Origin of the sequence: Paenibacillus sinopodophylli, assembly GCF_005930355.1 — a bacterium.
Lineage (GTDB): Bacteria > Bacillota > Bacilli > Paenibacillales > Paenibacillaceae > Pristimantibacillus > Pristimantibacillus sinopodophylli.
The window spans coordinates 24,453-44,979 of record NZ_VDBO01000013.1 but is presented as its reverse complement, the minus strand read 5'-3'; the positions used below and the strand labels follow the sequence as shown (position 1 = coordinate 44,979).

The following is a 20,527-nucleotide window of genomic DNA, read 5'->3' as shown; positions in this document are numbered from 1 at the left end:
AAAATCCACCATCTGCATCAAGGTGAAGCGGCTGTCGCCATCCTTTGGCAGCGCGGCGCGTTTTATTTCGAGAAATATAGAGAAAGGCTGGCGAAATCATATCCTTTCCTATGTTTGAAAAAAAAAAGAACGCTCAGCTGATGTCAGCCGGCGTTCTTCTTTAGCTATTGCTGCGTCTAGCTTGCCGAGTTCAGCAGCTATACGCCCATTTTTTTACGCTGATTGTTGACCTTCTTCGTATTCTGGCTCTTCAGTGCCTGCGTCCCGGTAGAAAGATGTGCTTGACCAGGGGCCCCTCCAGCTTTCGCTTGCTTCTTCTGAGCAAGCAGCTGCTTTGCTTTCTCCGCTTGAGTCAGCTTCTTCGGCTGCTCTTCGGATTCGTTTTGTTCGATTGTAGACATAGGTTCACCTCGCTTCACGCGCTACATATTTCTTATTCTACTACACTTATATATCTGGTAAAAGAGGCTTTGCTCAGGGTTGTGCTTTTTGTTGTGCGCAAGCCTGCTACTAACAGCTGCCGCTCGATCGGCTCCGTCGTTATGATAACTGCACTCTTTGCCCATCTCTTTATGCTCACCAACATATCGAGCTGCTCCGCCTCGGGCAGTACGGAGCACAAATTGTAAGGCAAATCCACAATTGCTGCGTCGTACTTCCCTTCGATCAGACGCATATCGCCTAGCCTAACAACATCGGGATAACCGTAATATGCGAGGTTTGTTCGCGCTCCCCTTACGGCCAGCGGATTTAGATCGAGTCCTTCAATTGAGATGCCCATTGATAAGGCTTCAACTAGAACCGTCCCCATGCCGCAGCACGGATCAATGACGCGTAGCCGTTCCGTCGTCCTCCCCGCAGCAATGTTGACAATCGCTCTTGCTGCTCTCGTCGGCAGTGCAGTCGAATAGTTTTGCGGCTTGCTCTGATGCCTGAGCCAGACTGCGCTATTCTCCTCCAGCAATCCGAAAAACCAGCTTCCTTGCAGCTTCATTAACCCAAACTGCCGCTCAGGCTTCCGCATGTCTGCTTTGCCTGTAATAGCCGCTCCCGCAGCCCGCTCAAGCTGGCGCTGCTCGTCGTAGGCAACCGCTTCATCCCCTTGCGTATACACGACTTTAAACGTTAATCCGTCAAGCTTAATGGAAGAGAGCAGAGGCAGAAGGTTATGCAGGCTATCTGCCTGCATAACCACCTCAATTCTCCTTTTGAAGAACGGACTCCGATCAACATGGATGCTATAAGGACTTATTAGAACGCCTTCGATAGCTGTTTGGCCAAACAACGTTTGCAGCTCAAGCGCACATAGATCAGCTTCGTCCTCATGACAAGCGTACGTATAAATAAACATGCTGTCCTCGCTATTCTTATTCAATTACTCGCTCGGCGGGCAATACTGCCGATTCCTCCCGCTCCATTTGCACTGCTGTGCGCGATAGGCCTGTGCCAGACAGTTCCCCTTCACGGGATAGCTCAGCTACTTGCTTCTCCAATACTTTAATCGTTCGCTGAAGTCGAATTTGACGAATCATGCCAAGTAGCCCTACCGTCAGTCCCCCAAGCAGCGTCGATGCCAGAATAACAAGAATAAGCGGAAGCGTCGCTTCCGTAAACAAGAAGTTAACCTGAACGGAATCAACGTTTATGACTGCAAATATCGCGATTAGAAGCGCAAAAACCAGCGCGGATATGAGAATGCTTTGTCCCTTCACACCGATTCCTCCCTTTTCCAGAAATCATACCACAATTAATTGCAATTCGCCTATTGTTGCTGTGCACTGATTTGAACTGTGCACTGCTCAATTAAGCTTAACCACAACGAGGGCAACATGAAGCATATTACCATAAATAAATTTGTCTTATGACAGCTGCATAGGTATTTAGTCCAAATGTGCGTGCTTAGGTGTCACCATATCTTTGCGAAGCTGCGTAACGGTGACCTTTATGATAATAAATAACAGAACGGCTAGCTGCGGAATCGTCGTTTCCCAGGTCGGATATACACCAATAAAGCTAATAGTCGGGAGACCTGATGCATGGTGAGACGACACCCAGCCCGCTACCTGCAGAGAATGGATACTCTCGCCAAGAAAACGTACCACCAAGTAATAAATAAGTGCTGATGCCACTAGGAAGAATGGGCGAACAGGCAGCTTCGCGCTAAATCTGATGATGGCATAGCCTAATGCGAGCAGCAGTACAAATGTAACACCAAACCCCAGCGCGAGCTGAAGCGGAGCGATCGATGGCGCCATACCCACATAGAAAATGGTTGTCTCTGCTCCTTCACGAAAAATCGCCAGCCCCGATACAGCGAATAAAGACCATAAGCTGCCTCGTGCCAATGCACTGCCCATTTGCTTATCAATATAATGATTCCAGTTTTTCATATTGGATTTATTGTGAAGCCAATTGCCTACGGTGATCATGAGTATGACGGATAATAAGCCGGCGAGGCCCTCAATGGATTCGCGAGCACTGCCTGCAGCCACTTGGGCAATCGCGTAGGTTAATACAACAGCCATTATGCCGCTTAGCAGCAAACCAGCCCAAACCCCTGACCACACCCACTTACGCTTGTCATTGTTCCCTGTGCGCTGCAAGTAAGCCAGCAGTGCTGCCAACACTAGAATCGCTTCCAGTCCTTCACGCAGCAGAATCATACCCGCATCCCATGCTGTATATCGTGTTTCTTGCATCATCGGTTCAAGCTGAGACATCATAGTGGTAATAATGGCCTCCGCTTTATCTGCAAGCGGAGGGGTCGAAGCCAAATATCCGCCCGCCTCGGCCATTTTAATCTCAATGCTGCTATAGACTGCCGCAGATCGCAGCTGAACGTCGCCTTCAATTGCTGGCCATGAAGCGATAAAAGCATTCATCTGCCCTGCCGCTTCCGAATGATGAGCTTGCTGAATATCGTTTAACGCTTGTGCAAGCATGTCGACGGCATCTGCCACCGTCAAGCCAGCATCCTTAGGCGTAGATGCGATCTTGCCCGCTTCATAATCTTTAATGAGCTGGATCAGCGCAGTCGCTTCCGCTTGAGCTTGCTCTGCCCGGGGAGGATCAGCTTGTATAGCGATACGCAGCATACTCATTCTCGTCTCCAAGCTGCCATAGACGGTAAGATTGTCACCCCTTACAGCAGGCTCAATCTTAGGCCAGCCTGTATTTATTTGGCGGTAATCTGCTCTTGTCTGCTCCCACTCGCCTGCTGTCGCATGACTGAGTAATTGCTCAACGATTGGAAGCAGGCTTGCGGCAGCCGCTTTGCCATCAAGCTGCGGCGCTTTCTCCTCCACGCTTTTCACATAGTTATTTAAAGCCTTGGCAAGCGTAGAAAGCGGCTTTTTTCCTTCTGCTGCATTTGTACCGCTGCTCGCTGCCGACAACGCCTTAAGGGCTCCTGCGAACGCAGAATCAACAGCTGCCGACTCTTTGGTCGCCGCTGGTGCTAGCTGCCTCCACGTAGCAGCAGCCACATTGACATGCTCACTGGCTTCCTGCCAATCGCCTTGCCCAGCCTCGACCAATGCACTGCCTACAAGCGGCAGTAATTGCTTCAGCTCCGATGGCTGCTCACTCGCCGCATGGACAGGCAAGCTGCCGCTAGTTATGAGGACTAACAGAAAAAAAACGGAAACGAAACGCCCTAAACGGCGTTTCATCCCGTTGCTAAATTGTGCGGACAATGCCATCCGCTCCTTTCATCCTAACGAGTCTCTTACCTCTAGCCGATTGAACCTGACTTGTATCTTATCATTTATGATTAGAACAATGTTTCTCCAATATATCCGCCCTCGCTCACGCCAGGGAAGCAGGCAAATACGGCGCTCCCAGTATGCACGATATACTCATTCAAGAGATCGCTTTGCCCCAGTTTCTGCTGCATCGGTATAAACTGCTTGCGTGAATCGCGGTTGTAGCCTATGAATAGCAATCCCGCATCCAGTTGACCCGTTTTATTGTCCAGGCCACTTGAATAAGAGAATGAGCGGCGAAGGATTTTCACTGATCCATCACCGTGCGCCAGCCTTACATGAGCATTCATCGGGATAACCGGTTTACCCTTCTCATCTTTTTTGTCCAGATCAAGCTTATCCGTCTCATGAACAGCACCGATTGGTGCGCCACTAGCACGATGACGACCGAAAGTAGCCTCTTGGTCGCCAAGGGTAGAGCGGTCCCATACCTCGATCCGCATCCGAACTCTCCTGACGACCATATAACTGCCTTTGCTCATCCAAGCCGTACCGTCAGAAGCAGAAGCCCATACGACCTTATTCATCTCCGCGTCGTCGGTCACATCAGGATTGCCAGTTCCATCTCTGAAGCCCATCAGGTTGCGAGGTGTCGCTCCTGAAGGGTCAGCTCCGCTCGTGCGCTGAAAGCCTTCCTGCGTCCATCGCAGCACAGCTTTGCCCCTTGCTATTCGGGCTAGGTTTCGAAGTGCATGAAAGGCGATCTGCAAGTCATTCGCATTCACTTGAACACCAATGTCTCCTCCCGACCATTCAGCACGAAGCTCATCGCCGCCAAATGCCGGCAAATCCACAAGTGCTGCTGGTCGCTTGCCGGCTAAACCATACCTCCCATCAAAGAATGAGGGACCTACTCCAAAAGTTATCGTCGTTCGAGAAGGCGAAAGTCCCGCAGCCTCACCTGTATCTGACGGCGGCAGATTTAAGTTGTCATTCGTATCGCCTAGCAGTTCTCCACTTGCCATCGTCGCTGCTGCTTGGGTCCAGTCTTGAAACAGCTTGCGTACCTCGCCTAGCGAAGCTGCCGTTAAATCAAACGCTGCAAAAACGATAAAATCTTGAGCAGGGGTCGTAATGCCTGCCTGATGCTTGCCGTAGAAGCTGACAATTTGGTCTACATTTGCTGCGACTGTTGGCGCAGCAGATGAAACGCCACTGCGTGACTTCGCAGAGAAAAGGCCACTGACGCCTGTTGCCCCAAGCAGCAGCCCCGCTCCGCCAACGCCAGCCAGCCGCAGTAAATCTCTGCGGCTGATTGTTTTGTCCAAGACGTTGGATTTACCCTCATCCTGACTATCATTCGAGTCTTTTGGACCTGTCATGTTGTTAAGCCTCCAATATGGTTCCCATTTGAGAAAGTGGCTCTGCCAGTGCATCGATAAGCTGACTCAGCTTTTTCGTGTCCTCCTCTTTCAAATCCAAATAGGACACATAACCATCGCCCGATTTATAAGCCGCCAGCGCCTGTTCAAGATCAGCGAAGCCTTTGCCGATTTGCTCATCGAGTGCTGCATCCTTCTTGTTGAGCTCTGCTTTGACTAGTTGATAGATTTTGTCTGCACCCTCCACATTCGCTGCAAAATCATACAGATCGGTATGCGAATAACGTTCTTCCTCGCCCGTAACCTTGGATGAAGATACCTCGTTCAGAAGCTCAACCGCTCCCGTTAACAGCAAGCTAGGTTCAACCTCGACGGTTTCCATCAAAGCACGCAGCAACTTCACATCCTCAAGCAGCCGGTCTGCATACTCATCCAAGCCCTCCGTTGAATTCCGCTCCCATAATCCTTGCTCAATACGGTGGAAGCCGCGCCAGTCCTTGTCCTCCACGTCGTTCTCGCGCGCATCAATATTCGGATCCAGATCACCAAGTGCTTCCGCTATCGGCTCAATGCGTTCAAAGTACATGCGTGTTGGGGCGTACAGCTGCTTAGCCGTATCCAGATCGCCGCCCTTAACAGCCGTTACAAATTTCTCTGTTTCAATTATGAAAGTGTCCGCCTGCTCAATCGTAAATTGACGGTAGCTCTCCAGAATCGGTGCCCACACCTCTTCTGACACAGTCGTTTCATCCGCTGCATTAACCGCTGCTCCTTCATTCGCCTGATCATTCGTCTCCGCTGCATTCGAGCCGCATCCTGTAAATACAATCGTGCACGCTACTAAAAAAGATACTAATTTAAATTTCATTATGATTACTCCCCTATTTCTATAGATTAGTTCTGCTTTTATTCTAAAACGAAGTATATTCGCTAATGATAATCATTGTCAATTAAATGTTTTAGTACTAAATAGTAAGAGCCTCTTTCATGCTTTTTGCACGAGAGAGACTCTTCCTTATGATTCCTATTGGAGGAAATGCTTCATCGTCTAGACATCCAATTAATCTCAGATGAGTTAACCGTTCTGCCGGTTGTAATCGCCTGATCCATCAATAGTGCGAGATAGTGATCCTGTGCAGCGTCAGCCAAGCTGTAATATGAACTCCCACCTGCCGCATAGTCGCCCATACGAAGCAGACAAGTCGCAATCGCGATCTCATCATCGCTTAACCTCGCAGGAGCCACAGGATTTCTGTACAGCCATTCCCCATCCGCCATCACACCTCGATGATAATAACCCTCCAAGTTACCATGATGACCTGTATCCACTCGGCGCAGCTCTGTATATACAGGGGTAGCATAGTCATGCAGATAGCTGATCTCATTATCTACGAGCTCACCCTTGCTTCCTCTAATCAGCATACGGCTGCGTCGGATCCAAGAGAAGTATTGATCCCCTGTAAAATCGTAGACGGCGAGCTTCTCCCCAAAACGAAAGGTAGCAATTCGCTGTATGGACGGAGCCAACTGCTCCTCTAGTGGGTCACCTTGCCGAGTTGGCCCCTGCATAATGAAGGATTCGAACTGCTGTCCGCTAATTTCTGCCTTTTCGAATCCGATACCGAGTAACTGTCTAATTAAGCTGATCCCATGATAATCATGAGCGGCTGACACCTGAACATGCGATACGTCACCAAGCTTCCCTGACTTTGCAAGCTGAATACGAGCCGCATGCATCGGTTGGTACAAATACTGCTCTGCCACCTGAATTTTTGCATCTGCCGGGACAGAACTGCATAGCGATAAAAGCGCATCCAAATCAACAGCCGGCGGCGTCTCCGCAAGGACGGGAATACCACTGTCCGCAAGTTCAAGAAGGATAGCAGGTGCAGCTGTGCGAGGAACGGAAACAACCGCGAAGCTGTAATGCTTGGCCTCTGCCATAAACTGCTGAAGCGTGTGTACCGTGCGAATGCCCCATTTCGCTTCCAGCTCAAGTGCTTTTTCCTCATCCCTCACCAGCATAATTGGAATTTGAAATCTCTCTGGCAGCGCTTTAGCAATTCTGATGTAAAACTCCGCGCGCCAGCCTCCACCGATAATCCCGAAACTTATGATAGACATTATTGCTTCAGCCTCCATGTTTGAATGTGTATCTCATCGGGTAAAAAGAAAAAGACCTCTTCGTAAGAGATCTTCTCAGGCTGTTCGGAAGGTACCAGCTGTCGCTTTAATTTCCTCTTGGACGCCTGTATAGGCTTGCAGCTTACCATGATACACCAACTCAAGCAGCGTAGTGTTCTCCAGATCTGCCGGTGTAACGAACAAGGACGGCTTATTAACCAGATTCACACCGCTTTCCTCAAAGACAGAAGCGACGAACTGTGAGCAGAAGAAAGCGTAATCCCGCTTCATCTCAATGTTGAGCATAATGCCGAGCATGCCGAGCAGGTTGTATTTGTATTGATCTCGATTCTTCTCCATATAATGAATCTGATTTCTTATGTTTATATAGGCACTATGACTAATCGTGCATCTGTATAATGCGCAGGTTGAATGTTCAAAAAACTCGCCTCGTACATTTTCTTTCACGAAGCCGGCAAAAAATGGATTGCTCGGGTTCTTCCTCCCAAAGCTATAAACCTCGTTCAAATCACTGTCAAAAGCAATTGACGCATGATTGAGCATATTCTTCGTATACCATCTAATTGTTTTCGAAAATAATGTCCCTGTATTCGTTAGGAGCACATAAATTTCCATATCCCTATTCATGCCGTACTACCTCCACATTAAAGAACTTTCATATAGGTATTAACTTTAATGCAGGAGAAAAAAATTCTACACCTGCTCAGGTAATAGGCCTATCCACGACCTTAGTCCAGTTCTGTAAGCATAGTGTGACAGAAATTCGCCTACCAAACCTCTCATACTTGCATAACCTTACTCCATATTACTGGATTTCCTTCGTTTACTCAATACGAAACTCGCCCTTTTCTCCCTCTTGTTTAAAAAATTGTTAACATTTTCATGTCCGAGAGATGATATAGTAGGAAAAGATTGGTACCTATCTAATCTATATTGTATGCATAGAAATTTCATTTAGTATGGTCGTTACACTTACACAATGACAACGGAGGTTGTTTTCATGGAATGGTTTACGGTATATAAAGAACGGCTGGGCCAAGTGTACGCACAGGCCGAGGAACGTATTTCTCAATTTCCGGAACCGCTTAATACGCTAGGAATCGCTTATGCGGACAAATATAATCCGGTCAAGCATGATAGCGGTAAGGATTACATTTGCAGCCTGCTGCCTTACTGGGTCAAGGAGACTAGCGGAATCAGCGACTCGCAGTGCGAGCGGCTTGCTTTGGCTAATGTATATGGCATGTTGTATTTTTTTATTCAGGATGACGTAATGGATAGCCTGCCATCGGCGGAATGGAAGGAGCAGCTTGCCCTTGGCAACCTCCTGCTGCTTGAGATGTTCAGCGTATTTCGTGAACTATTCCCCTCACACTCAAGATTCTGGGACTACTATCACCGATATGTTAACGTTTGGGCCGAAAGCGTGACGAATGAGAATCGCGATAATTACTTTATCAGTGATCCGATCCGTACCGCAGGCAAAGCAGGTCCCGTGAAAATAGCAAGCACGGGTGCCCTCCTCTTAACCGGCCGCAACGAACGAATAGACAAGCTTGAGCGTGCCATCGAGATCGTGCTAATGACGCTCCAGATGGCTGATGATTACGCAGATTGGAAAGAAGATATGGCAGGCAGCAGCTATAATGGGCTGCTCGCTATGATACAAGCTGACAGAGATGCCCATGCTGAGCCTTTCACGGAAAAGGATGCTGAAAACGCCATCTATATTCGCGGCTGCATGCAGCAATACGTCCAACATGCGACGAACAATCATGCGAAACTACTGGATTTAGAAGCGGGTGTTTCGGGCCTAGTTGACTTCCATTTATATATATTGGATCAATTGAATCAGATTGCTGAGACGATAGAATCAAATAAACAACGGCTGCTTAAAGGTGGTTTGAACTATTTGTTCACAGCACCCGCTGCTGAACAGATACTATAGAATCTATTATTTGTCGAATATTTGAAAATTTATATAGAATTTGTCGAAAGCTCATGATAGACTGGGTATGGTAAACTTATACATATTCGGAAGGGTGATTAATGTGTCAACAAGACAAAACTTGCAAGATCAAATTATTCAAAAAGCATGGGAAGACGCTGAGTTCAAAAAACAGCTTATTGCTAATCCGAAAGCAGCCGTCAAAGAAGCCTTTGGCGTAGATCTCCCTGATGCAATTGAAGTCGAAGTTGTTGAAGAGTCAGCCGCTAAGTTTTACCTGGTTTTACCTGAAAGTCCTTCTGCCGTTAAGGCCGACCTTCATGTTGCCTATCCTAGATGGCCAAATGAATAAAAAAAACGCCCACTGCATTCGCAGTTAGGGCGTTTTCTCCTCATAGGGGAAGATAATCGTTGCTTCCGTACCAAACCCTTTCTTGCTGCTGAATTTCAAGATTCCTCCCATAACTTCTATGATTCGGAATGTAACCATCAGCCCTAAGCCAGTTCCTTTTGACTTTTGAGAATAATAGGGCTCTCCTAACCTTTTCAAATCCAGTTCGTTCATTCCTTCACCGTTATCCCTAATTCGGATAACTACACTATTATTTTTTTGATTCTTATAAGCCTGAATATGAATGGCACCGTTTTGCCCCAGTGCTTCTATACTATTTTTAATAATATTTATAAGCGCTTGTTTAAATTTAGATGAGTTACCGCGCACACAAAGTCCCTCAGCCAGATCCACTGTAATAACTCCACCCTGCATGGTTGCAAGAGGTATAAGTATACCTTCAATTTGCTGCAGCTCTTCCCCGATGTTCAGTATCGTCGTATTCTCTATCTGCGGCTTCGCGAATGTAAGGAAATCTGTAATAATCTCCGAGGCGCGGTCGAGCTCCTCGATTGCCATTAGCATAAATGCTTTATCCTTTTCGGCAACAGCCTTCCCACCTATTATCTGAAGAAATCCTCTTGTTACCTGTAGTGGATTCCTCACCTCATGTGCAACCGATGCAGCCAGCTGGCTAATAATATCCATTTTCTCAGCGCGTTGAAGCTCATTATTGAAAATCTCGACCTGTTTAGAATATGTAATAATTTGCTCATAATTATGCAGACTGCGGCGAATGAGAATAATAACAAGTGAGCATAGAAAACAAAGTACTCCCCACTTCCAAATGAACATATTGTAATTCATTTTCATATAGTAAAACCATGATAGTTCCATGATTCCAATAAAAGTAAACAAACCAAACCCCGCTCCTAAAATGATTGCCTCTTTATTTTTCTGCTTACAGTACATGATAAGCAAAATAATAAGAAGAAAATTACTGGTTAATAGTAATAGCGTAAAAACTACAGTGCCATAGAACGAGTACCATTCTCTAATATTTGTGAATTGAAAGCCTGCGATAAAGAACAATATATTAATTACAGCAAAACCTACCTGGATTTTTCTAAAACGTGTAATGAGTCTGTAAGGACCTTTCCCGAATACTTTCTCTAGGAATATAAAAACAGCAGGCATCAGGAATGTAGACGAAATATCGAATAAATGATAGGTGATTATCCCGAATTCAGGATACAGATGATCCAAATAAGGGGTAGACGTTAATATCATTATTCCGATCGACAATATGATATAAGCCAAAGAATTCACAGCTGTAAATTGTGTCTTTCTAATAAATAATAAACTAACAAGCATAGCCGCGCCTATAAATGAGAGTGCGACTCCTAAAATAATATCGCCTATGCCATTTTTCATGTTCTCTTTTTCAATTTGTTGGTATTCTCCCAACATGATTGCGCCCTGTAGACCTAATGGTTTTATTTTACGATTTATCTTTATATACACCATTTGGCTAGATTCTTCATATTGCAGCGGGACAATGATTTGATTTGTGTTATTCGTATACATACGATGCGACTCGAATACAATTTGTTCTTTGATATAGATGGTTAATTTATTTCCATTTAAATTGCTTATTGAAAGAGCTGGTCTCGCTAGTTCAAAGGGCGGTATTTTGAATCGCAGCCATGCTGCTGTCACATCAACAGGCTCTTCGGGAAGCTTATCTCCAGTGGACAACTTAAACCAACGATTATCTGAATGGTTGGATCGCGCTTCCTGAAGACCAGAGTTTTCATCATAATCCCACATCATTTCCCACTCTTCAATGAAAACAGCAGGCTTATTAGATAAAGCATAAGAGGTAGTTAACCCGAATTGAGAAACTGAAAACAATAAAACCAAGAATAGAACTATAAGTCTATTGAACCCCTTCATCGGACACCTCAATGATAATAATATAATCTCTCTACTTTACAGTATTTCGACAATCTTCGATTTAGCACCTTCTGACGTTTCCTTTTTTTCCAATTATATTAACTTGTAGAAATTTGATCCTTCATGATTATTATCATCCAATTTTAGTATATCGGCAACATATATAAAAAAACCACTTATAACAAGGCCTTTAAGACCATTTTTCACATCAATATAGAAAATAAAAGGATCTATAGTATCTATTATATGTCGAAAATAAGATTTTCATATAGATTATGTCGAAATTCCCTGTTACAATTAGGAAGAAAGACTTATACATATTCGAGAGGATGATCAATGTGACCGTGAAGCAAACGTTGCAAGAGCAAATCGTACAAAAAGCTTGGGAAGATGCTGAATTCAAGAAACAACTTATCGCAGACCCAAAAACAGCAGTAAAAGAAGCTTTCGGCGTTGATGTACCAGATTCAATCGAGGTAGAAGTAGTAGAAGAAACGGCAAGCAAGTACTATTTGGTGCTTCCGCAAAATCCATCAGACATACGCAGCGAAGACGATTCACAACTATCAGCTTGGCAATAAACATAGAAAGAGGAATAGCGCTTGACTGCTCGCTTGAGCAGTCAGCGCTATTTTTTAGCGAGAGGGAACTGAATAATAGCTTCTGTCCCAACTCCTTTTTCACTTGTAAAGATAATCGTGCCTTTCATAACCTCAATGATCCGGAAGGTGACCATTAAGCCTAAACCGGTTCCTTTCGTTTTCTGGGAGTAATAAGGCTCTCCTAGCTTGTTCACCTCGTGTTTGCTCATCCCCTCGCCATTATCTTTTATACATATGACGACGTGGCGGTTATCCTTCAGATAAGCTCTTATGGCAATAATCCCATCTTTATTTATCGATTCAATACTGTTCTTTATGATGTTAATAAGCGCTTGTTTAAACTTAGAAGAGTTACCGTGCACATATAAACCAGATGCTAATTCAACTTGAATTACGCCGCCCTGCATATTAGCCAACGGTACGAGTATCGCTTGAATTTTCAATATTTCATCTGCTGTATTAAGAATGCTAGTCTGCTCAAGCTCTGGCTTAGCAAACATTAGAAAATCAGTAATAATTTCCGAAGCCCGGTCAAGCTCCTCAATCGCTAGCTTCATAAAGCCTTTTTCCTTGTCATTCCTCGAGCCATCCCCGAGAACCTGCAGAAACCCTCGCGTAACCTGCAGCGGGTTGCGAACCTCATGTGCAACAGAAGCAGCCAACTGACTAATGATCTCCATTTTCTCTGAACGTTGAAGCTCATTATTGAATACCTCTAGCTGCTGAGAATATTCCAATACCTGATCGTAGCTTTCAATAATTCTTCTTGCCAATATGAATAACAAAGAAACAAGGAAGCTTAGAATACCCCATTTCCAAAAAATCATCTCGTAGTTCATATCGCTTATGAAATACCAAATGACTTCCGCTACGCTGATTGCAGCGAATATACCGAATCCTGTTGTCATAATAATCGCATTTTTATTTCTTTGCAGACAAAACCGGACCAGCATAACGAGCAACAATCCATTTCCAACAATAATAGTTCCACCAAAAGTAAAGATAGTAGCTGACGTATACACATTTAGTATGTCGTTTGAAGTTAAAGACAATAACAACCATGATATCGAAATAACTGAAACGACAACCTGAAACTTTCTGAAGCGGGTAATGAGCTTCCATGGTCCAGCACCGAAAATTTTCTCAAAAAAGAAAAATAGAGAAGGCATTAACAAATTCGAGCCTATATCGAATAAAAAATACATGGCTCTTCCATAATCGCTATGCGTCGCGTGCAAATAGGGCGATAACGATAAAATCATTAAACTTACCGACAAAATAACTATGCTAAGTGAACTCAAACCACTCAAATAGGATCTATTCAAAAATACAAAACATAACAGCAATGAGAGAGAGACAAACAGCAGAATCGCCCCAAGAATAACATCATAAATTTCTTTCTTCATAAAAACTTTGCTTAGTGCTTGCCCCTCGCCAATCTGTGGCTGTTGCTTTAGGCCAAGCCAATCAGAATCCGTTTGCAAATAAAGATATACCATCTTCCCCGATTCCGCTTCACTTAGCGATAATAAAATCTCATTTTTATTAAATGGGTAGTTTCTCTTGGATTCATAAACCATTTCCCTGTCCATAAAAACCATAACATCCTTGGCCGTCAGCTTCGTAATAGAAATAGCTGGCCTAGCCAAATCAAACTCAGGCAGCTTGAATCGAAGCCATGCTGCACGAATATGAGCAGGCTTCACAGGCAATGCGTCTTCGAATGTAAACGCCTGCCACTCACCAGTCCCGTGAGCGCCGTCCGCTTCTTCAATGTTAGGGACGGAATCCTCGTCCCACATCATTTCCCAGTGAGATATGCTGTTTGATTGCTCATATGCCTGCACCTTAGTCGTTGTTGATAAGATCAATGAGAGCGTTAGCACAATGAGTATAAGGGGGGCGATCCATCTATGTAATGCCTTCATGCAGCACCTCAATAATTAAAATAAAATACGCTTTATTTCGACAAACTTCGATCATTCTCCTAGTTCTATTTTAGCGCGTATACAAATAAATAGTAAGCAATTTTAACTAATTTCCAAAAAAAAAGCTGCCCTCCGTTAATCAAAATAACGGAAGACAGCCTATTTGCATAGGGTTAAACAACTTTTTTCTTAATCGCGACCCGTCGGATAAGCAAATAATTTAATCCAATGATACTCGCCATTACGATTATCGCAAGCACAATAACTGCAGCAAGCGGACTGCGCTCAACCTCGAACACCGATTGCATAAGGCTGCCCATCCAATCAGAGGACAAGACTACTTCCATTGCCATTGCAGGCAATAAGGCGACGACGGAGATGATGATGCCAATCTGCCATTGAAAGCGCGTAAAGCCGGAGCCGATCATCCAGCCGCTACCGAAATAAGCGAAGAACAAAAAGAAATATTCGAAAAAGATGCCGATCAGCTGATCAGAGGAAGTGAAGATATGAGGATTATTGAGCGCAAGCGACCAGCCATTCTTGTCGTAAATCATTTGTTCAATTGGATATCCGGCAACCATAACGAAAGCGAATATAGCAGACATCACCATCATGAAAAACCCAATACCCATTATAAAATGTTTTCTTGTAACACCGCTCGAAACAAAGCTTGCTAATGATAATGGTGTAAGCAAAATTCCTATGACCATAAGAAAGACTTTGGGCGAGTTGGCTGCACCTTCCCACACGCTTTGCGAATCCATAGCTTCTTTACTTGGCGCAAGATGATTTAACACAACTGCAATACCGATAAAAATGGCTATAAAAACAATCCAATACACAATAAACGTCCAGCGGTATGTGAATAGCAGCTGATGGGTTACATTATGAGCAGGATGCCTTCTCTTCCTTGTCATTGTCCATCCCCTCTTCTCTTCGTCAAATGTACGAACAAATCCTGAAGAGACACAGGGCCTAGCTCGATCCCCTCCGCAAGCGCAAGCTTACGCTGCTCCTTTGTCAGTTCACCGAATACCGTAACCGATTTGGTTCTGCCCAATTGCTGTTCGCCTAACACTGTCAATCCTTCAGTAAGCCGATCCACAACCTCATCAGGTCCAGTAATGGTAGCTCCGCGTGACCTAAGAGCATCTGTTTCTTCATGCATAATGAGATGCCCTTGATCAAGTATGAGTACCTCCTCAAACAACGTCCCTATTTCCTCGATCAAGTGCGTCGATAATATGAACGTACGCGGCGTTTCCATGTAATCCTGCAGCAGCTCCTCATAGAAAGCATATCGCGACGGCGCATCCATCCCTAGGTATGCCTCATCAAATATCGTTACGGGAGCACGACTGGCAAGGCCGACCGTAACCCCTAGTGCAGATTTCATTCCCCGTGAGAGCGCCGATAAACGTTTTTTCAGCGGCAGTTCATATAATTGGATTAAGCGCGCTGCATATTCCCGATCCCAATTCGGCCAGCAGCTCTCCGATAGCCTCAATACATCAGCTACCGATGTACTGTCCTGCATATAGCCGCTTTCTTGAATGAAGCATACCTGCTCCATGATTTTGGCGTTCTCGAACGGCGCTTCCCCGCCAATTGCGACTACACCGCTCGTTTGCTCACGAAAAGAGGCTAAGATAGAGAGCAAGCTCGTTTTACCAGATCCGTTCCGACCAAGCAGACCATAGATCTTGCCGCCTGCAAGTGTGAAGCTCACATCCTTAATCGCGCGAAAAGAACCATAATTGAGCTGTAAGGATTTCACCTCGATACCTAGTGTCATGCTTCATTCCTCCTGTTCGCCTTTTCAATTCTCCCAATAATTTCGGAGATCGGCACGCCGATTTTGTCCGCCTCAGCAAGCATCTGGTCAACAACTTCTTCGAAAAAACGCTCTCTCCGATTCTGTATCAGCGATTGCCTCGCTTCACCGCTTACAAACATGCCAATTCCTCTTTTCTTGTATAGAATGCCTTCCTCCGTCAATAAATGAAAGCCTTTCGCTGCCGTTGCAGGATTAATCCGGTAGAATGCCGCAAATTGATTCGTTGACATAACCTGTTCGTCCTCTTGCAGTAAGCCTCTCACGATATCGTCTTTAATTTTGTCAGCTATTTGCTGGTATATGGGACTACGATCATCAAACAAGAAATCACCTCTTTACTTATGTGGTTCATTACTTATGTAACTAACCATATAACGTATGAAAAGGAATGTCAAGCCCATTTGTTAAATGTACATACGCCCCATTCAGTAATAAACAACGCAAAAAAACTGCCCTCAGGAGATTCTATTCTCCTGAAAGCAGCTTTCCCTGTTTATATTCAATGCTGGAGAAGCGATGCGTCCGTCTATATAGCAGCAGCCTCCTCTTTAGGATTTGCTGCCTTGTATTCCTTTCATCCAACCGATAATCGCACTGCTTACACGTTCCAGCTGTTCCTCAGGCTTAATGCTTGCCTGCTTATCTCCCTTTTGAGAGCCATAAGAGCCAAACTGCCCATGGTTTCCACCCTCGACTGTTACATACTCTGTCTGGCTAGGCATAAATTTCTTCCCTTCGCTCCAAGCTTCCCAGTTCAGAACGCCATCATTCGAACCGGTAATTTGCAGAATAGGGAAGTCAGCATCAGCTAAATTTCCTTTCTCATCAGCATACGCAGCTAGAAAATACACGCCATCTATTTCCTCGATGTGTTCGGCCGCATAGCGAGCTGCAAATACGCCGCCAAGCGAATGTCCACCTATCACATAGCTCTCACTCGGATGCTCTGCGATAAATGCATCCGCTTTATTCTGCCCTGTGAACGCCAAATGAAGCGGCATGCTTGCAATATATACGCGGTGACCTGCCTCTGCCAGCTCACGCGCGAGCGGGGCATAGCTTTTCGGATCAACCAAGCCGCCGGGGTATAGAATAACATTCGGCTCGGCAAGTAGTGCCCCGCCTGCTTTAGGTTCAAAACGATATCCTGCTTGTCCAATACTGACCTCAACCTGATCATCGGTTTTCATAGCTGCCTTGGCAGCATCGCTTGGCGTATACAGCATCATCTGGTAAATAACCGCAAGCAATAATACCATTACCAGCAGGGCAGCCACCGCCCAAATCATACGTTTTCGGTTCCTATGCTGCTTAGGTCCCTGCAAAGCCTGTGATTGTTGACTCATATCCGCACTCCCTCTTCTTCCAGCAATGGCATCCACTGCCGAACTTCTATGTTGCTAGCATGAATGTCCATCATACGCCAAAAGCAGCCGTTCTAGCAAAAGCAGTCTTTTCCCCTGCCTCACTAACATTCATAAAAACACCCCGCATTCAGCATAAATTTGGTACACTAATAACAAATTTGTTTCTATAAGGATGATGACCATGTCGGATTATAATGACCACGACGATCTTGCTAATCGTCGCCGCAATAAGCTGAAGGTGCTTCGTTTCGATAATAACGGCAAGGATCTAATAGAATCCGAGAAGCCGGAAGAAAATTTCGCTGATGTAGGCGGTCTAGAAGACGTTAAGAAAAAAATACGCATGAATTTCATTCTGCCGCTTAAGCAACCCGAGCTTTTCGCTGCCTATGGCAAGGAAGCAGGCGGCAGCCTCTTGCTATACGGTCCTCCGGGATGCGGCAAAACCTTCCTCGCGCGGGCAGTCGCAGGTGAAATTGATGCTAACTTCATGCATATCGAGCTGCAAGCCATTCTTGGCATGTACGTAGGACAAAGCGAGAACAATTTGCATGATATATTTGAGAAAGCTCGTGAGAACAAGCCTTGTGTTATCTTCATCGATGAGCTCGATGCGATGGGTGGAAGCCGTAACCAAATGCGCCAGCATCATGACCGTATTCTCGTCAATCAGCTTCTAATGGAGCTCGATGGACTTCGTACCTTCAATGATCAGGTGTTCGTAATCGGTGCAACCAATACACCTTGGTACCTCGATTCTGCACTTCGCAGGCCAGGTCGATTTAATCATATGATCTTTGTGCCGCCACCGGAGGAGGCTGAGCGGGCCGTCATCCTGCAGCTTAAGCTTGCTGGAAAACCGCTATCCACTCTCGATTTGAGCAAAATCTCGAGGGAAACGAAGCATTTCTCAGGAGCTGACTTAGAGCAGATCGTCAAAGATGCCGTAGAGTGTGCGCTGGAGCGTACGCTGGACACGGGAGAGATTCAACCTATCACACAGGATGACCTGAAGAAAGCGAGCAAGCACCGCAAAGCGACCACCCTTGATTGGTTCGCGACAGCCAAAAACTATGCCACGTTTAGCGATGTCAATCAAGACTATCAGATTGTTCTGGATTATATGAAACAAAACGGGATGAAATAATGACGATAGAGCGAGGACATGACTGCTATGAATGAATGGGATGAAGAGTATCAGAATAGGCGTTACCAGGAAATACAGCAGCTGATAGAGTGGAAGAAGCTGGATGAAGCAAGAAGGTCCGCTGTTTCACTTATTCAGGATGCGCCGGAGGATCCGGACGCACACGCGCTGCTTGCGCATATATGCCTCTATCAAGATCAATACGATCAGGCGCTACACTGGGCAAGTGAAGCACTTAGGCATGATCCTGAGAATCAGTTAGCGTGGTTCGTCCGAAGCAACACCTACTACACGATGGAGCGTTGGAAGTCTGCTTTGGAGGCTATCACTGAGGGACAGCGAATTGATCCTTACGAGCCTCATTATTTTTTCTTGCTCGCTAATATTTACAATAAGACAAGCAAATACGAAGAGGCCCGCGAATTATTGCTGAAGGCGCTTGAGCTCTCTCCTGAGAATGCTCTGTATCTCGCCAATTTAAGCTATAATGAGGCATTGGTACGTAATTTCGTCGAGTCCAGACTGCTTGCAAGTCATGCGCTCCGCCTTGAGGTTGAGTCTGATCTTGTCTATCTGTACCTTGCATGGTCTGCTGAGAGACGGAATGATTATGATGAGTATCTGCTTATGTTGAAGAATGCTATACGACTGGACCCCGATGATCAGCAAATTCGCAAGGAATACATGGAGGGCCTACAGAAGACTTACAAGCTTTACCGAATCCTTCTGTATCCTAGCAGTTTAGCGAAACGGATGAAGCCTTGGCAGGTGCTGCTCATATGGATTGGGCTTTGGATCATATTTAGACCGCTTGTCATTGCCTTTATCGTTCTCTATTACGCTGTCTATTGGATTACACGATTAATGGTTCATGTTCGAATATTCGGATGGCAATTCCGGAAATAGCTACAACCAAGGTGAAACGGCTGTCGCTATTCTTTGACAGCGCAGCGCGTTTCAGTCCGAGAAATATAAGCCCTTTATAAGCTAACAATCTTATAAATGCTTATATTTGCACAAAGAAAAAGACGCTCGCAGTCTCATCAGACCGCGGAAGCGTCTTTTTCATATCCTTAACCTTCTCTATTCCTCACTCATCAAATCACTCAAACGCAAAATTGTTGTGAATGCTTGCTGGCGCGTGTATGTGCCTTTTGGACTGAAATTGTTATTGCCCGTGCCATTCATAACGCCATAAGTGAATACAAAATCCACACTTGGCTTAGCCCAGCTGGCGATTGCCTTGCTGTCCGCGAAAGTAGACGGATCGCCTGTAATGTCAAAGCCGAACACATCAACCGTATTCGTTAACATGACAGCCGCTTCCTGCCTTGTGATACTGCCGTACGGATCGAATATCCCATTACCTTTACCATTAACAATTCCCATAAGATTAGCCGCGATGACTTGCTTGATGGTCGTATCTGCGAAAGGGTTATCGCTCAAGCTAACTTCGTTCTCTTCGAGAATCGCATCAATGGTTTTGCCTGTTGTCACCTCGAGCAAATTGACGATAAGCTTCGCGAAGTCCGCGCGTGTAATCTGTTGCTTATAGTAGCTTTGCAGACCCTCCGGAACGAGACCGCCCGCTATAGCTGCTTCTACCTCCGTTTTCGCCCATGCATCTGGCTGGTCACCCGATACATTGCCCTTGTCGATTTTGAAAAAATAACTGGTTTGATTGCCTGTTTCCTCATCCGCTATGTACAACTCATAATAAGGCAGGCCATATTCAAACGTTACCGTTCCCGTTGTATTAGGAGCAAAACTATTCACTAGCTGTTTTTTTCCTTTTATTGTCCAAGGAAGAGACTCAGATACAAGTATCCCATTCTCTAAGCTATAGCCTAATACGACTGCGCTAGTCTTTGCTTTCGCCGTAAATGTAAGTATGGCTTTATCTGGTACAAGAGTAGAGGTCACATCCATGTCCTCATAGAGCTCACCTAAATCTTCAAATGTGATGACCTCATCCACTTCACCTAAGCTTTTGGATACCGAATGCGTATACTTATCCTCTGATACTTCTGCTGCTGCAGCCGGAATCGCAAATGACAATGCCATTAAACAGACAGCCATCCAAAATAATAATACTTTCTTATTTCTTCTCATTCCCTTACCTCCACGTGTTGTATAATTGTTAACTCATAAGCATTCCACACTACATGTGTTAATTC

At 45.3% G+C, this 20,527-nt stretch carries 20 protein-coding genes; 5 read left to right on the top strand and 15 right to left on the bottom strand.

Annotation, left to right across the window (positions count from 1 at the left end):
- Window positions 1-197 precede the first annotated feature (197 nt).
- The 8 genes from FGT79_RS25800 to FGT79_RS25765 form a co-directional block, all read right to left on the bottom strand.
- Entirely contained in the window at window positions 198-401 is a 204-nt protein-coding gene (locus FGT79_RS25800) for a hypothetical protein (RefSeq protein WP_138755718.1), read from the bottom strand.
- Between the two features lie 32 nt (window positions 402-433).
- Complete coding sequence (locus FGT79_RS25795; protein ID WP_138755717.1) at window positions 434-1,351, bottom strand: TRM11 family SAM-dependent methyltransferase; 918 nt, start codon at window positions 1,349-1,351, stop codon at window positions 434-436.
- Between the two features lie 16 nt (window positions 1,352-1,367).
- Window positions 1,368-1,712 (bottom strand): LapA family protein, encoded by a 345-nt coding sequence (locus tag FGT79_RS25790; protein ID WP_138755716.1) that lies wholly within the window; start codon window positions 1,710-1,712, stop codon window positions 1,368-1,370.
- A 168-nt stretch (window positions 1,713-1,880) separates the two neighbouring features.
- On the bottom strand, window positions 1,881-3,695 hold the full coding sequence (locus tag FGT79_RS25785; protein ID WP_246096628.1) for an FTR1 family iron permease: 1,815 nt from the start codon (window positions 3,693-3,695) through the stop codon (window positions 1,881-1,883).
- A gap of 77 nt (window positions 3,696-3,772) precedes the next feature.
- On the bottom strand, window positions 3,773-5,086 hold the full coding sequence (gene efeB, locus FGT79_RS25780) for an iron uptake transporter deferrochelatase/peroxidase subunit (protein WP_138755714.1): 1,314 nt from the start codon (window positions 5,084-5,086) through the stop codon (window positions 3,773-3,775).
- Window positions 5,087-5,090: 4 nt separating this feature from the next.
- Complete coding sequence (gene efeO, locus FGT79_RS25775) at window positions 5,091-5,954, bottom strand: iron uptake system protein EfeO (protein WP_138755713.1); 864 nt, start codon at window positions 5,952-5,954, stop codon at window positions 5,091-5,093.
- Window positions 5,955-6,127: 173 nt separating this feature from the next.
- Window positions 6,128-7,210 (bottom strand): Gfo/Idh/MocA family oxidoreductase, encoded by a 1,083-nt coding sequence (locus tag FGT79_RS25770; protein WP_138755712.1) that lies wholly within the window; start codon window positions 7,208-7,210, stop codon window positions 6,128-6,130.
- Window positions 7,211-7,285: 75 nt separating this feature from the next.
- Entirely contained in the window at window positions 7,286-7,858 is a 573-nt protein-coding gene (locus FGT79_RS25765; protein ID WP_138755711.1) for a C40 family peptidase, read from the bottom strand.
- A 373-nt stretch (window positions 7,859-8,231) separates the two neighbouring features.
- Here FGT79_RS25765 and FGT79_RS25760 point away from each other — a divergent pair, with 373 nt between their 5' ends.
- Window positions 8,232-9,179 carry a hypothetical protein gene (locus FGT79_RS25760; RefSeq protein ID WP_138755710.1) on the top strand — a complete coding sequence of 316 codons (948 nt, stop codon included), beginning with the start codon at window positions 8,232-8,234 and terminating at the stop codon, window positions 9,177-9,179.
- Between the two features lie 103 nt (window positions 9,180-9,282).
- Entirely contained in the window at window positions 9,283-9,531 is a 249-nt protein-coding gene (locus FGT79_RS25755; protein ID WP_246096627.1) for an NHLP leader peptide family RiPP precursor, read from the top strand.
- Between the two features lie 24 nt (window positions 9,532-9,555).
- On the opposite strand, the gene FGT79_RS25750 is transcribed toward FGT79_RS25755, so the two are convergent.
- Complete coding sequence (locus tag FGT79_RS25750) at window positions 9,556-11,466, bottom strand: sensor histidine kinase (protein ID WP_138755708.1); 1,911 nt, start codon at window positions 11,464-11,466, stop codon at window positions 9,556-9,558.
- A 338-nt stretch (window positions 11,467-11,804) separates the two neighbouring features.
- Between FGT79_RS25750 and FGT79_RS25745 the strand changes: the two genes are divergently transcribed.
- Entirely contained in the window at window positions 11,805-12,047 is a 243-nt protein-coding gene (locus tag FGT79_RS25745; protein WP_246096626.1) for an NHLP leader peptide family RiPP precursor, read from the top strand.
- Between the two features lie 47 nt (window positions 12,048-12,094).
- Here FGT79_RS25745 and FGT79_RS25740 read toward each other — a convergent pair whose 3' ends face one another.
- From FGT79_RS25740 to FGT79_RS25720, 5 genes are all read right to left on the bottom strand, one after another.
- A complete protein-coding gene (locus FGT79_RS25740) occupies window positions 12,095-13,996 on the bottom strand; it encodes a sensor histidine kinase (protein WP_138755706.1) in 1,902 nt (633 codons plus the stop codon).
- A gap of 173 nt (window positions 13,997-14,169) precedes the next feature.
- Window positions 14,170-14,916 (bottom strand): hypothetical protein, encoded by a 747-nt coding sequence (locus FGT79_RS25735; protein ID WP_138755705.1) that lies wholly within the window; start codon window positions 14,914-14,916, stop codon window positions 14,170-14,172.
- Complete coding sequence (locus tag FGT79_RS25730; protein ID WP_138755704.1) at window positions 14,913-15,794, bottom strand: ATP-binding cassette domain-containing protein; 882 nt, start codon at window positions 15,792-15,794, stop codon at window positions 14,913-14,915. The genes FGT79_RS25735 and FGT79_RS25730 overlap by 4 nt, the downstream gene beginning before the upstream one ends.
- Window positions 15,791-16,159, bottom strand: coding sequence for a GntR family transcriptional regulator (locus tag FGT79_RS25725; RefSeq protein WP_138755703.1), 369 nt, complete (start codon window positions 16,157-16,159; stop codon window positions 15,791-15,793). The genes FGT79_RS25730 and FGT79_RS25725 overlap by 4 nt, the downstream gene beginning before the upstream one ends.
- Window positions 16,160-16,384: 225 nt before the next feature.
- Window positions 16,385-17,182 (bottom strand): alpha/beta hydrolase, encoded by a 798-nt coding sequence (locus tag FGT79_RS25720; protein WP_138755702.1) that lies wholly within the window; start codon window positions 17,180-17,182, stop codon window positions 16,385-16,387.
- Between the two features lie 202 nt (window positions 17,183-17,384).
- Here FGT79_RS25720 and FGT79_RS25715 point away from each other — a divergent pair, with 202 nt between their 5' ends.
- On the top strand, window positions 17,385-18,350 hold the full coding sequence (locus tag FGT79_RS25715; RefSeq protein WP_138755701.1) for an ATP-binding protein: 966 nt from the start codon (window positions 17,385-17,387) through the stop codon (window positions 18,348-18,350).
- Window positions 18,351-18,368: 18 nt separating this feature from the next.
- Window positions 18,369-19,256 (top strand): tetratricopeptide repeat protein, encoded by an 888-nt coding sequence (locus FGT79_RS25710; RefSeq protein ID WP_138755700.1) that lies wholly within the window; start codon window positions 18,369-18,371, stop codon window positions 19,254-19,256.
- A gap of 177 nt (window positions 19,257-19,433) precedes the next feature.
- Here the strand turns inward: FGT79_RS25710 and FGT79_RS25705 are convergent, their stop codons facing one another.
- Window positions 19,434-20,462: an S-layer homology domain-containing protein gene (locus FGT79_RS25705; protein WP_138755699.1), complete on the bottom strand. Its 1,029-nt coding sequence runs from the start codon at window positions 20,460-20,462 to the stop codon at window positions 19,434-19,436.
- Between the last annotated feature and the right edge of the window lie 65 nt (window positions 20,463-20,527).